The organism is Marinobacterium jannaschii DSM 6295 (assembly GCF_000620085.1).
In the GTDB taxonomy this organism is placed as follows: domain Bacteria; phylum Pseudomonadota; class Gammaproteobacteria; order Pseudomonadales; family Balneatricaceae; genus Pontibacterium; species Pontibacterium jannaschii.
In genome coordinates this window covers 49,293-62,572 of the sequence record NZ_JHVJ01000025.1, presented here as the reverse complement: position 1 = coordinate 62,572, position 13,280 = coordinate 49,293, and the positions used below count along the sequence as shown (strand labels likewise).

14 protein-coding genes are annotated in these 13,280 nt (G+C 56.8%); 8 read left to right on the top strand and 6 right to left on the bottom strand.

Features of this window, described 5'->3' with window-relative positions; genetic code table 11:
* Positions 1-124: 124 nt before the first annotated feature.
* Genes secB through Q354_RS0112805 form a run of 3 tightly spaced genes read right to left on the bottom strand, consistent with a single transcriptional unit; the run spans position 125 to position 1,300 of the window.
* Positions 125-604: a protein-export chaperone SecB gene (gene secB / locus Q354_RS0112815; RefSeq protein WP_027857958.1), complete on the bottom strand. Its 480-nt coding sequence runs from the start codon at positions 602-604 to the stop codon at positions 125-127.
* A gap of 26 nt (positions 605-630) precedes the next feature.
* Positions 631-885 (bottom strand): glutaredoxin 3, encoded by a 255-nt coding sequence (grxC, locus tag Q354_RS0112810; protein ID WP_027857957.1) that lies wholly within the window; start codon positions 883-885, stop codon positions 631-633.
* A gap of 1 nt (position 886) precedes the next feature.
* Entirely contained in the window at positions 887-1,300 is a 414-nt protein-coding gene (locus Q354_RS0112805) for a rhodanese-like domain-containing protein (protein WP_027857956.1), read from the bottom strand.
* Positions 1,301-1,609: 309 nt separating this feature from the next.
* Between Q354_RS0112805 and gpmI the strand changes: the two genes are divergently transcribed.
* The 4 genes from gpmI to Q354_RS0112785 all read left to right on the top strand — a co-directional run bounded on the left by gpmI (position 1,610) and on the right by Q354_RS0112785 (position 6,658).
* On the top strand, positions 1,610-3,157 hold the full coding sequence (gene gpmI, locus Q354_RS0112800) for a 2,3-bisphosphoglycerate-independent phosphoglycerate mutase (RefSeq protein ID WP_027857955.1): 1,548 nt from the start codon (positions 1,610-1,612) through the stop codon (positions 3,155-3,157).
* A 46-nt stretch (positions 3,158-3,203) separates the two neighbouring features.
* Positions 3,204-4,343 (top strand): murein hydrolase activator EnvC family protein, encoded by a 1,140-nt coding sequence (locus Q354_RS0112795; RefSeq protein WP_027857954.1) that lies wholly within the window; start codon positions 3,204-3,206, stop codon positions 4,341-4,343.
* A 210-nt stretch (positions 4,344-4,553) separates the two neighbouring features.
* Complete coding sequence (locus tag Q354_RS0112790; RefSeq protein ID WP_027857953.1) at positions 4,554-5,852, top strand: S41 family peptidase; 1,299 nt, start codon at positions 4,554-4,556, stop codon at positions 5,850-5,852.
* Positions 5,852-6,658: a divergent polysaccharide deacetylase family protein gene (locus tag Q354_RS0112785; protein ID WP_027857952.1), complete on the top strand. Its 807-nt coding sequence runs from the start codon at positions 5,852-5,854 to the stop codon at positions 6,656-6,658. The genes Q354_RS0112790 and Q354_RS0112785 overlap by 1 nt, the downstream gene beginning before the upstream one ends.
* A gap of 34 nt (positions 6,659-6,692) precedes the next feature.
* On the opposite strand, the gene astA is transcribed toward Q354_RS0112785, so the two are convergent.
* A complete protein-coding gene (gene astA / locus Q354_RS0112780; protein WP_027857951.1) occupies positions 6,693-7,721 on the bottom strand; it encodes an arginine N-succinyltransferase in 1,029 nt (342 codons plus the stop codon).
* Between the two features lie 118 nt (positions 7,722-7,839).
* Positions 7,840-8,853, bottom strand: coding sequence for an arginine N-succinyltransferase (locus tag Q354_RS0112775; protein WP_027857950.1), 1,014 nt, complete (start codon positions 8,851-8,853; stop codon positions 7,840-7,842).
* 422 nt (positions 8,854-9,275) lie between these two features.
* Here Q354_RS0112775 and Q354_RS0112770 point away from each other — a divergent pair, with 422 nt between their 5' ends.
* From Q354_RS0112770 to Q354_RS0112755, 4 genes are read left to right on the top strand one after another with little or no spacing between them, the layout of a single operon-like run.
* Positions 9,276-10,046, top strand: coding sequence for an ABC transporter ATP-binding protein (locus Q354_RS0112770; protein WP_027857949.1), 771 nt, complete (start codon positions 9,276-9,278; stop codon positions 10,044-10,046).
* A gap of 56 nt (positions 10,047-10,102) precedes the next feature.
* A complete protein-coding gene (locus Q354_RS0112765) occupies positions 10,103-10,861 on the top strand; it encodes a transporter substrate-binding domain-containing protein (RefSeq protein WP_051560102.1) in 759 nt (252 codons plus the stop codon).
* A 55-nt stretch (positions 10,862-10,916) separates the two neighbouring features.
* Positions 10,917-11,609: an ABC transporter permease gene (locus Q354_RS0112760; RefSeq protein ID WP_027857947.1), complete on the top strand. Its 693-nt coding sequence runs from the start codon at positions 10,917-10,919 to the stop codon at positions 11,607-11,609.
* A complete protein-coding gene (locus Q354_RS0112755; RefSeq protein ID WP_027857946.1) occupies positions 11,609-12,301 on the top strand; it encodes an ABC transporter permease in 693 nt (230 codons plus the stop codon). The genes Q354_RS0112760 and Q354_RS0112755 overlap by 1 nt, the downstream gene beginning before the upstream one ends.
* Positions 12,302-12,631: 330 nt before the next feature.
* On the opposite strand, the gene slmA is transcribed toward Q354_RS0112755, so the two are convergent.
* On the bottom strand, positions 12,632-13,237 hold the full coding sequence (gene slmA / locus Q354_RS0112750) for a nucleoid occlusion factor SlmA (protein ID WP_027857945.1): 606 nt from the start codon (positions 13,235-13,237) through the stop codon (positions 12,632-12,634).
* Between the last annotated feature and the right edge of the window lie 43 nt (positions 13,238-13,280).

The window sequence follows — 13,280 nt, the reverse complement described above, 5'->3', positions numbered from 1 at the left end:
AGGCCGCGCTCAGCAAGCTTAATCGTTGATTTTCAGGGGCAGAGGGAAAAGGGGGATGAAGTCAGATGTTGCGGTGGGGGAGGGGGAAACAGGCAGAGGCCGGGAAAGCCTCTGCCTGAACAGCTTAGTGCTGTGCTTCTGCCGCTTCAGCTTCCTGCTGAGCCATCTGCTGTGCAAACAGGGCATCGAAGTTAACCGGTGCCAGCATCAGTGGAGGGAAGCTCGCTTTGGTAACCATAGTATCGATGGTTTCACGCGCATAAGGGAACAGAATGTTCGGGCAGAACGCACCCAGGGTGTGGCGCAGTTCCATCTCTTCCAGGCCCGCGATGGTGAAGATGCCCGCCTGCTGTACTTCCACCAGGAACGCAGTTTCGTCTTCGTTCTTAACCGTTACGGTAACAGTCAGTACCACTTCGAAGGCGTTCTCGCCCAACTGCTGGGTACGGCTGTTCAGGTCCAGGTTGATCTCTGGCTGCCACTGCTTAGTGAAGATCTCAGGAGCATTAGGAGACTCCAGTGATGCATCTTTTACGTAGATACGCTGAACCGCGAACTGTGGTTCCTGTTGTTCTGCTGCCTGGTTCTGTTCGTTCTCGGACATGATCAATCCTTAGCCTTACAAAAGTTTCAGTTAGCCAGAAGCGGGTCCAGTGTTCCCTGGCGCTCCATGGCGAAAAGTTCATCACAGCCACCCACATGGGTTTCACCAATGAAGATCTGAGGCACGGTGCGGCGTCCGCTGCGCTCCATCATCTCCAGACGTTTCTGCGGCTGCTCTTCAACGTTGATCTCCTGGTATTGCGCACCTTTGCTATCCAGCAGCATCTTTGCCCGACGGCAGAAGGGGCACCAGTCATTTGAGTAGATCAGTATCGGTTTCATCTTACTTCACAATCGGAAGGTTCTGGGCCTTCCATTCAGTCATGCCACCGGACAGGCGCAGGCTGTTTTCAAACCCGGCCGCTTTCAGCTTTTTCACGGCGCTGCCCGCTGTTTGTCCCAGGTTGCAGACAACGATAACCGGTTTACTGCTGAATTTCTGCAGCTCATCGATACGGCGGTCCAGCTCAGTCACCGGAATGTGACGGGCGCTGGTGATATGGCCGGTTTCCCACTCTTTCTTGTTACGGATGTCGAGCACCAGGGCATCTTCTTTGTTGATCAGCTGAGTAGCCTCTGCCGGAGTGACCGACTTGCCGCCTTTTCGGTTTTCGTTCCACAGAAACAGCGCCAGGGTGAGGCCCCAGGCCGCAACCAGCATAATATGATTGGTGACAAACTCTAGCAGTTGTTCCATCTCTCTTTCCAACTAGTCAGGCGCCGGGGCGGGCTTACTGCCGTCCCTGGCCAGGGCGAAATTAGGGAGCCGGCAGTTATCGGAGCAGGCGTGTTTTTCAGTGCCGGAGTGTGACTGAAAAGCTCTGCTGCCATAAGCGGTTCCTCAGGAGGCGCTAAGTATACAATGCAGATTCGGCAGGGATAAGGCGCTGAGCTAAAAACATAGTACTGAAGCGCGCCTTATTCCGGGCCATCGTTAGTCTTGTCACCTGAATCGGTGTAATATTTGCCCTCATTTCACTAACTGAAAGTAGCCGAACACCACAATATGACTGACACGCGCTCTCCAAAAGCACTGATCATTCTCGACGGCTTCGGCGTCGAGTCCTCCGAATCCTCCGCAATTGACGTTGCCAATACCCCGGTATGGGATGCTCTGCTGGCAAATAATCCGAATGCACGCATCGAAACTTCCGGTATGGCGGTCGGCCTGCCTGACGGGCAGATGGGTAATTCTGAGGTCGGACATATGAATATCGGTGCGGGCCGCATCGTCTATCAGAACTTCACCCGCATCTCCAAGGCGATTGAAGACGGTGATTTCTTTGACAACGATGTGCTGGTCGGTGCAATTGATAAAGCCGTTGCCGCTGGCAAGGCGGTGCATCTGCTGGGCCTGCTTTCGCCAGGCGGGGTGCATTCCCATGAGGAGCATATCTTCGCGCTGATGGAGCTGGCCGTAAAGCGAGGCGCAGAACAGATCTACCTGCACGCAATTCTTGATGGCCGTGATATGCCGCCGCGTTCCGCAGAGCCATCACTGGCCGCGGCCGAAGCTAAGCTGGCACAGATTGGTAAGGGCAAGATTGCCTCGGTGACCGGACGCTACTATGCCATGGACCGGGATAATCGCTGGAACCGCGTCCAGCCTGCCTATGAAGCGATGGTGCTGGGTCAGTCCGAATATCAGGCAACTTCTGCCGTTGATGCACTGAATGCTGCTTACGAGCGTGATGAAAACGATGAGTTTGTACCGGCGACTGTGATTGTCGATCAGCAGGGTACTGCGGTTGCCCGGGTTGAGGATGGCGATACCGTGATCTGCGCCAATTTCCGGCCGGACCGTGCCCGCGAAATCACCCGTGCCTTCGTCGATAGCGCCTTTGATGGTTTTGAGCGTCAGCCGCTGAATCTGTCGGCTTATGTGATGATGACCGAATATGCGGCCGATATTCAGGCCGAATGTGCCTATCCTCCGGCAACCATCAGCAACGACCTGGGTGAATACCTGTCCGGCCTGGGTAAAACCCAGCTGCGCATTGCCGAGACCGAGAAGTATGCCCATGTGACCTTCTTCTTTAACGGCGGTCAGGAAGCGGTATATGAGGGCGAAGAGCGGATTCTGGTGCCGTCTCCGGACGTCGCGACCTATGACCTGCAGCCGGAGATGAGTGCGCCGGAAGTCACAGAAAAGCTGGTGGCAGCGATCCGTAGCCGTAAGCACGACCTGATCGTCTGTAACTTTGCCAATGGCGATATGGTTGGCCATACCGGTAAGTTTGATGCCGCCGTACAGGCCTGTGAGGTGATCGATAACAGTGTCCGTCAGGTGCTGGAAGCAATGGCCGAAGTGGATGGTGAAACCCTGATCACTGCGGATCACGGCAATGTCGAGCTGATGGTGAATCCGAACACCGGCCAGCCCCACACATCCCACACTAACTGGCCGGTTGCCGTGGTCTATGACGGTCCGCGTAAGGATCGCCTGACGCTGAAAAATGGTGCCCTCTGCGACCTGGCTCCGACCCTGCTGTACCTGATGGATATCGAAGCGCCGGCAGAGATGACCGGTCAGATTCTGGCTGAAATTCACTAAGCCGGAATGAGGGCGTGCAGCCCGGCTGCACTCCCGTACTCTCAATATGCGCAAGCTTTTTACCCCCCTGGTCCTGCTTCTGGCGTTATTGCTGGCACTGCCGGCGGTCGCCGCCAAAGATGCCACCGAAAGCCAGCTTAAAAAGCTGCGCCAGAATATCAGCGCACTGCAACGGGACCTGAAAAAGCAGCAGAGCAAAGCCTCTGAGCTGAGCCGTGCACTGCAATCCAGTGAGCGGGAGATTGCGACCCTGAGCCGTTCGATCCGCAGCCTTGAGCGTAAACTTAAAAAGTTGCGCAGCAACGCCGGCGGGTTGGAGAAAAAGCGTGACAGCCTGCGTCGTGATCTGGTCCGGTTACGCCAGGTGATCCGGCTACAGATCCGCGACCAGTACCGTCAGGGCAATCTGCCACGCCTGCAGCTGATCCTCAGCCAGAAAGATCCGGAGGAGGTCTCCCGGATGCTGCGCTATCACGACAAGATCAGCCGCTCACTGCTGACCCGGATCGAGCAGTTCCGCAACACCCTGGCTGATCTTGGCAGTACCGAAACAGACCTGAACAGCGTAGAGCTGGATATTGCCGCTAAGCTGAAACGGCAGAAAGCTGAGGCCGTTCGTCTTGAGGCTGAACAGGGCAAGCGCAGGAATCTGCTGGCCAAGGTTCAGGCCGAGATCAAAACTGATAAACGTCAGCTGGCGCGCTATCGTGCCGATCAGCAGCGCCTCGGCAAGGTACTGAAGGAGATTAAGCGCTCTCTGGATGCTGCCCAGCTGGTGCATAATGACAAAGCCTTCAGGACGCTTAAAGGGAAGCTGCCCTGGCCTTTGAAGGGCAGCGTGCGGCGTACCTTTGGCAGTAACCGGGACAATATCCGTTACGATGGTATCTTTATCTCCGGCCGTGACGGTCATGCGGTTAAGGCGATTCACCATGGCCGGGTCGTGTTTGCAGACTTCCTGCGCGGCTACGGCCTGGTGATTATTATTGATCATGGCGATAACTATCTGTCGCTTTATGGCCATAATCAGAGTATTAACCGTGATGTTGGCGACTGGGTTTCGGCCGGGGATGTGGTGGCGGCCGTCGGTCGCAGTGGAGGACAGAGCGAATCTGGCCTTTACTTTGCTATACGACGCAACGGTAAAGCGGATAACCCGCAGCGCTGGCTGGGACGCAGGGGTTAATGCCCCGATGTGGCTTTTAGCTGAACCTGCGGCGGCCCTTCGTTGTCTTACAGCAGCGGCAGACCAAGGTCAGGCGCAAAGCTGCAAAGGGCTGCTATCAGCCGGCCGCAAGGGCCGCAGAGCCGTAGTTGCAGAGCCGTCGCCTCAGGCTATCAGGGCGGCAGGATGATTTTTTTGATTTAACCGGGCAACCGGGAAAGGAACAGATCTATGAAAACGGCAGTAATTGAAGTGCTGAAAAAATCTCTGCTGGCAGCCACCGTGACTGCCTTGTGCAGCGCCCCGTTGCAGGCCGCTGAAGAGCCTAAGGAATCGGCTGATACGCTGCCGTTGACGGAATTACGCCTGTTCAGTGAGGTGTTTGAGCGCATTAAGAAGGCTTATGTCGAACCGGTCGATGATGCCAAACTGCTGGAAGATGCCGTACGTGGAATGCTGGCAGGCCTGGACCCCCATTCCTCCTACCTCGATGCCGATGATTTCGAATCACTGCAGGTGCATACCAGTGGCGAGTTTGGCGGCCTGGGTATCGAAGTCAGCCTGCAGGAACCCTATATCCGTGTGGTTACCCCCATCGATGACACTCCGGCCCAGAAGGCCGGTGTTAAAGCGGGTGACCTGATTACCCGCCTTGGCGATACGCCGGTCAGCGGCCTGTCGCTGGATGAGGCTGTGAATATCATGCGCGGCAAGCCCGGCGAGCCGATTGTCCTCACCATTATCCGTGACGGCGAAGATAAGCCGTTGAAGATCAAAGTGGTGCGCGACATCATCCATGTTTCCAGTGTGAAGAGCCGTATGCTGGAAGAGGGCTACGGTTACCTGCGTATTACCCAGTTCCAGGTGGCATCCGGCAACGAAATGATCAAGCAGCTGAACAAGCTGCGCGAGAAGGGTGAGCTGAATGGCCTGGTGCTGGATCTGCGAAACAACCCGGGCGGTGTATTGCAGGCGGCGGTGGATGTCTCCGATGTGTTCATCGACAGCGGCCTGATCGTCTATACCGAAGGCCGCATTCCGAATACCGATTCCCGCTTCAGTGCGACCAGTGAAACCGAAGCCGGTGATCTGCCGCTGGTGGTACTGATCAATGGCGGTTCTGCTTCGGCATCGGAGATTGTCGCCGGTGCGCTGCAGGATCATAAGCGTGCGGTAGTGATGGGGACCGACAGCTTCGGTAAGGGTTCCGTTCAGACGGTATTGCCGCTGGCCGATAAGCGAGCGGTGAAGCTGACTACAGCGCGCTACTACACCCCGAACGGCCGCTCGATCCAGGCCCAGGGAATCGTGCCGGATATCCGGGTTGAAGAAGCTGAGTTGCAGCTGGCGGATGAGCAGAATCATCTGGTGAAGGAAGCTGATCTGAGCGGCCATCTGGAGAACGGCAACGGAGTCGCTGAGGCGGATGCGGCAGCCGAACCGGCAGAGGTCAATCTGGCGCGCTCCGACTACCAGCTCTATGAAGCGCTTAATCTGCTGAAAGCCCTGCGTATCGTTCGTAGTAACTGATGCTGTGGCGTTGCCTGCTGGTACTGCTGTATATCGGTACCGGCAGCCTCTCTCTCTGCGCATCCGCTGAAACACAGCCTGCTGACATGCCGCAGGCTGAAGCGGCTCCGTACCCGCCGGTGACCAAGCGCCTGGTACTGATTCTTGATGACCTGGGGAATAACCTGCGTCGCGGCCGGGAGGCGGTGGCGTTACCCGGGCCGATCAGCTATGCAATCCTGCCCCACACCCCCCATGCCCGTTCCCTGGCGAAAGCCGTGCATCAGTCGGGGCGCACCGTTATGCTGCACCTGCCGATGGCAAATAACGCCGGGCTTGCGCTGGGGCCGGGAGCACTGCTACCCGATCAGCCTCGTCAAAAGCTGCAGTCAGTGATGCGTGAGGCGGTGGCTGCCGTACCTTATGTCGAAGGCTTCAATAATCATATGGGATCATTGCTGACACGCCAGCCGCAGGCGATGCAGTGGGTAATGGAAGAGGCCCGGCGATTACAGCTTTTCTTTGTCGACAGCTATACCACGGTCGGATCGGTGGCATGGCAGAAAGCCCGGGAGAATCAGATCCCCTCGCTTCGGCGGCATGTATTCCTTGATCATCGGCGGGACAGACAGGCGATTGCCCATCAGTTTCAGCGTGCAGTCAGGTTGGCGGAACAGCAGCCGGTGGTGGTGGTTATTGGCCATCCCTATCCGGAAACGCTGAGCTATCTGGCGGAAAGGTTGCCCAGGCTGAGGGCGCAGGGGATAGAGCTGGTTGAATTACGTCAGCAGCTACAGCCTCTGCTGGCGCTGGAAGGCAGGCCGTGAAGGCCTGCCTGCGGATTTTTCCGGTCAGGCCGGATTAGTACTGCGGTACCGGGAACAGCGGCACGATACGCAGGGTGTCGCCCTCGCTGACCTGCAGCGCATCGGCGACGGCCGGCGGAATGCGGGCCACATTTGCGCCTTCAAGTTCAATCGGTGTCATACAGCAGCGGTAGTTATCGAAAGAGGTGCTGCCGACCAGATACATCGGACCTTCCTTTTCCAGCTCGCCCACGATCGCCTTGGCGTAGCGGCTGTCACGCACGGCACGGATATCCTGTACCCGTGACTCCAGCAACGGGCCTCCATCGAAAATATCGATGTAGCCGGTGTAGCGGAATCCCTCGGCCTCCAGCAGCTTGCGGGCCGGTACGGTATTCTTGTGGGTCTGGCTGATTGCATCCTGTGCCGCCGGCGGCAGCAGGTTGGCATAGATCGTATGTTTTGGCATCAGCTCGGCGATAAAGCTCTTGCTTTTGGCGCTCTGCATATCGGCTTCGGCGAAGTCGATGGAGAAGAAGTGACGGCCCAGCCCTTCCCAGAATGGAGATACCCCGTTCTCATCCGAATAGCCGCGCATCTCTGCGATCACGTTCTCGTGGAACATGTGCGGGAATTCAGCCATAAACAGGAAGCGTGATTTGGACAACAGGTGACCGTTACGGTCACGGCGGTAGTCCGGACGCAAAAACAGCGTGCAGACCTCTGAATGGCCGGTATGGTCATTACTGTTGGTCAAGGTGCTGATCTGGTTGTAGATGCTGAGGTCGCGAGACGCGTGTACCAGGGTGCCGACACGGAAGTTGTACCAGGGTTCGCTCAGGCCCACGGCCGCTTCGATACCACAGATACCCACGACTTCGCCGCTGTCGGTGTCTTCCATTACAAACAGGTAGTTTGCCATCTCCTTGGCAACGCTCTTGGCAAATGCCTCGATAGCGGCTTCAAACCGGGCCGTTACCTGATCATCATCGTCCTGCAGTGAAGTGAAACCGGTACCGGTCTGGCGGGCCAGTTCCCTCAGTGCCTGCCAGTCGTCTTTTTTCAGGGGTCTTACTACCATCATAATTCCGTTTTCCTCTCTGATACCGGCACGCGCCGGATCGGCATCTGATAGTTATTGAGTGTCGATGCCTGTAAGAGAGCACCTCCGGGGTGCTCCGTTTGGTTATTCTTGTACCCGTTCAGTCTGCCTGATACAGCGGAATGAAGCGGAAGTCGTCGCCGTCTTCCAGCCCCAGCTGTTGTGCCGTGGCGGCGCTAAGCATCGGGCGGGAAGGATCGAGCCGGGTAATCGCACAGCGGAATGCTTCCAGCCGTGTATTGCTGACCAGCACTTCAACACCGGACGCTGAGTCACAGAGCCGCAGCGGACAGGAAATGCTGTCGCGAATACTGTGAATCCCACCGGTGCGGGCTTCCAGTGTCGGGCCGGCATCGAAGATATCCACATAGCCCTGGTGCCTGAAGCCTTCGTCAGTCAGCAGCTGCATGGTGTCGGCAATGTCCGGGCGTGGCTGACCGAGTGTATTGCGCACCGCTTCGGGCAGCATCGGCAGGTAGACCGGGTAATGCGGCATCAGATCGGCAATAAAGCCTTTGGCATCGATGCCGGTCAGATAGTTGGCGCGCTCCAGCTCCATGCTGAAAAAGTGCCGTCCCAGGCATTCCCATAACGGCGACTGGCCCTGCTCATCGACCAGGCCCTGCAGTTCCGCCAGGGTTTTATGGGCGAAGCGTTGCGGATGCTGCGCCATAAACAGCAGTCGTGCCCGCGACAGCAGCTGCAGGTTTCTGGCCGTGCGATGCTGGGGAATCAGGTAAAAGGTGTAGAGCCGGCTGTAACCGTCAAAATCCTGACACAGGTGCATCGAAGGGATGCGGTTATGCACCCGTAACTCGCTGGAGGCATGAACCACTTCATCCAGACGATAGCTGTAGAAAGGAGAGTTCAGGCCGACCGCCGCTTCGATACCGGCGATACCCAGCAATTCACCGTCGCTGTCTTCCAGTACAAAGTGGTAGCTCTGGTCACCGGGGCGGCTGACGGTCTGTCGCAGCGACTGGCGGGTACGGTTAATCAGTTCACTCAGGTGATCGCGGTTAGCCGGCAGGGTAGTCAGATTGCCGCCCGCGATGACTGCCAGGCGTTCCAGCGCCTGCAGATCGGAGAATGCCAGAGGGCGAATTGTCAGCATGGAGATTCCTTAGCCGGGTTCAGCGATTCGGCCGGGATTCCAGCCACTTATAACCACTTCATTATTGATGAAATCCCTTAGTCGGCACAGACAGGAACTATCGCTGAGGCGACCTGCTTTTTCGACAGGCTGACATTTTCCGCAACAGTCACCGGCCGGTTAATCCCCGGGCGGGGTTCGGCAATGCCCGATCTATCTGCTGCCTGAGCAGGATGCCGGTGATAAAAGGCCGGGGACGAGCTCGGGGCTGCGTGAAAAACAGGCAGGTCGCCTCAGCTGAACTTAGCGTCTGATAACTGAAATTTTGTTTCGATCAATTTTGTTAATGTGGTCATCACTTCAGACCCCATGGGTGATGACCGGCTGAAAACTGTTGTATAGCCAGGCGGGTTACCCTGTAAAAACGGCGAGAGAATAATAAGATGCCAGAAAATTCCGCACTCTATCTGAAAGATATCCACAAGTCTTTCGGCGACCTGGAAGTCCTTAAAGGAATCGATCTGCAGGCCCATGAACATGATGTGATCTCGATCATCGGTTCCAGTGGCTCCGGTAAAAGTACCTTCCTGCGCTGTATCAACCTGCTGGAACGGCCGACCGAAGGCGAGATATTTATCACCGGCGAAAAACTGCATCTGGATCGCGCCAAAGATGGTCAGTTGGATGCGGTTTCCCATAAACAGCTGGCTCAGTTGCGCTCCAAGGTGGGGTTCGTATTCCAGAACTTCAATCTCTGGCCGCATATGACGATCACCGAAAACGTGATTGAAGCACCGGTGAAAGTCCTGGGGCGCAGCAAGGCTGAAGCCACTGAGTATGCCCATGAGCTGCTCAATAAGGTTGGTTTGTATCAGCGTAAGGATTTCTATCCGGCCCAGCTTTCCGGTGGTCAGCAGCAGCGTGTAGCCATCGCCCGGGCATTGGCGATGGACCCGCAGGTACTGCTGTTCGATGAGCCGACGTCCGCGCTGGACCCGGAGCTGGTTGGCGAAGTACTGGGCGTTATGCGTGATCTGGCCGGCGAAGGCCGTACCATGCTGATCGTAACCCACGAAATGGCATTCGCACGTGATGTATCCAGTCACGTGATGTTCCTGCATCAGGGCAAGGTTGAAGAGTATGGCCCGCCGGCCCAGGTGTTTGGCAACCCTTCATCCGAGCGTTGCAAAGAGTTTATCTCCACGGTGTTCTGAGCCTCAGCACACTCGTCTCGAAAAAATCCAGTCAATAACAAAAACAGGTGGATCAAATGACTTTTAAGAAAGCGTTCGCGGCAGCAATGGTAGTGGCCACGGCCTCTGTAGGTGCATCTTTTGCACAGGCCGGCGATAAGCTGCGCATTGCCACAGAGGGGGCCTGGGCTCCGTTTAACTTCATCGATGCCAGCGGCAAGCCCCGCGGCTTTGATGTGGATATTGCGAATGCCCTGTGTGAAAAAATGCAGGCCGAGTGCACCATCGTCACTCAGGACTGGGATGGCCTGATTCCGGGGCTGAAAGTTAAAAAGTTCGATGCCATCGTCGCGTCCATGTCAATCACCGAAGATCGCCTGAAACAGGTGGACTTCACCGATCCTTACTACACCGGCGGACTGCGTTACGTCGCGGCTAAGGGCAGCAAGTTTGACACCTCCCGGGCGGCACTGAAAGGCAAGGTGATCGGTGCTCAGCGCGCCACGGTTGCCGGTCAGTATCTGGAAGATAACCTGGACGGTGTGGTTGATATCAAGCTCTACGATAACAACGATGCGGTTTACCTGGACCTGAAAGCCGGCCGTCTGGACGGTGCACTGTCTGACGAGCTGCCAACCTACGAGTGGCTGAAGTCTGATACGGCTAAGGGATTTGAATACAAAGGCCCGGCCTTTGCTAAGGATGACAAAATCGGTATCGCTGTGCGTAAAGGTGATGAGCTGCGCCAGCGTATGAACAAGGCGCTGCAGGAGATCCTGGCGGATGGCACTTATGATGTGATCAACGCCCAGTACTTCCCGTTCTCCATCTATTGATGCCCCCGGGGCCGGTGCTCACCGGTCCCTTCGTTGTTCTTCCTGAGGTATTCGCATGATTGAACTCCAAGGTTTTGGCGATCAGCTGCTGGCCGGTACTCTGGTCACAATCGAGCTGGCACTGGCGAGCCTGCTGGTGGGCCTGGTTCTGGGTATTGCCGGGGCATCGGCCAAGCTCTCTGACAACCGCATTGCCCGCAGTATTGCCAATGCATATACCACCTGTATTCGTGGTATCCCCGAACTGTTGACGGTGCTGATTATCTATTTCGGTGCTACTACTGTGCTGATGGCAGTTGCCAGCCAGTTCGGTTATGACGAGTACATTGAAATTAGTCCCTTTGCAGCCGGCGTCACAGCCCTGGGCCTGACCTTTGGTGCTTATGCGACTGAGGTGTTCCGTGGTGCTATTCAGGCGATTCCCGGTGGACAGCGGGAAGCCGGGCAGGCACTGGGCATGGGCCGCATGCAAATCTTCTTGCGCCTGATTATGCCGCAGATGTGGCGTCTGGCCCTGCCGGGGCTGGGCAATCTGTTTCTGGTGCTGCTGAAAGATACGGCGCTGGTGTCGGTGATCGGCCTTGAAGACATTATGCGCAAAGCCAATGTTGCCGTGGGCTTCACCAAGGAGCCATTCCTGTTCTATCTGCTGGCTGCCTTTATCTATCTGAGCCTGACCATCGTCACTATGGTGCTGGTTCACTATCTGGAAAAACGCGCTAACCGTGGTCTGGAGAGGGGAATCTGATGGATTATTCAGTTATTGCGCAATACTTCCCGAAACTGCTGGAAGGCGTGGGAACGACTGTTGAACTGGTGCTGGTCTCTGGCCTGATCGGTACCTTGCTGGCGATCCCGCTGGGGATTGCCCGTCACGAGAAAAACATCTGGATTCGGGCACTGCCTTACGCCTATATCTTCTTTTTCCGCGGTACCCCGCTGCTGGTGCAGATCTTTCTGGTCTATTACGGCATGGCGCAGTTTGAGGCGGTACGTGAGAGTGCGCTCTGGCCTTACCTGCGGGAACCCTACTGGTGTGCCATTATCGCGTTCTCCCTGAATACCGCGGCCTATTCCGCCGAGATCCTGCGTGGTGCGCTGGATTCGATCCCCAAAGGGGAGGTGGAGGCTGCACAGGTGCTGGGGATGCGTAAGCCGCTGATCTACCGCCGCATTAAGCTGCCAAGGGCTTTCGCGGTGATGCTGCCAGCCTATGGTAACGAGATTATCCTGATGCTGAAGGGCAGTGCGCTGGCCTCCACTATCACCCTGCTGGATCTGACCGGTATGGCGCGCACCATCATCGCCCGTACCTATACTCCGATTGAGATCTTCCTCTCTGCGGGGGTGATCTACCTGCTGCTGAGCGTGGTGATCATCTGGGTATTCCGCATTGTCGAGAAACGCCTTAATCCACAGCAGTCGGTCAAGATCGCCTGATCGCTGTGATGCGGCCACCTCTTGCGGCTCTTGAGGTGGTTGTTCTTTGAACCTTCTGTCGCCGGGTGCTCATGCCCGGGACACTTCCCTCGGGCCGGGGTGCTTATTCGTAGGTGCCCTTATCGCCTGAAACCTCTCCGCCGCTGGCCTCGTGTCAGCGGTTTTTTTTTGCCTGCAGGCCAGCGCCTGAATTCAATAGAGTATTCTGCGTTGATTCGTGGCCGCCAGAGCGGGGCTATCTGATGCGCGACTGAAGGTAACCGGAGAGCGGACAGTATTGCGGGAGGAGGAGGCCGGTATCCTGATTGATACCGGCAGGATCTGAATCGATCAGGCCGGAACGGCAGCTTCGCGGAAAGAGGACGCGGCCAGTACCTGCCACTGGTCGGCCCAGCTGGCAGTTGGCTTGCGCTTGAACTCGCTGCGAACGAACTGGCGGATACGACCCTCTGCGGACGCAAGCATCAGGTTGGCGGTGACACCGGCGCTGGCGCGGGTGCGAAGGCCGGACTTGATCTCGGCTTCGCGCAGGATCTGCTTAAGCTGGGTCTCCAGTCGCTCAAACACCTGGTTGACCTGCATACGCAGACGTTCCGTTTCACCGGAGAGAGCATCGCCGGTCAGTATGCGGGCCATACCGGGGTTCTTTTCCACAAAGGTCAGCAGCAGGGTCAGTAGCTGTTCACACTGGCGCACCGCATCGGCATCCGATTTGGTGATAATGCTGACCCGGGAGAAGATTGTCTCTTCGATAAAGCTGATCAGGCCTTCAAACATGCGGGCCTTACTGGGGAAGTGCCGGTAAAGGGCAGCTTCTGATACACCGACCTGCCTGGCCAGGGCCGCGGTCGTAATACGCTGGCCCGGGTTATTCTGCAGCATTGCTGCCAGCGACTGCAGGATCTGATCGCGGCGGGAAATCTTCTGTTCGCTCATTGGTGCTCCATTTACGAGGCCATAGGCTGGCCGACACCGCCTT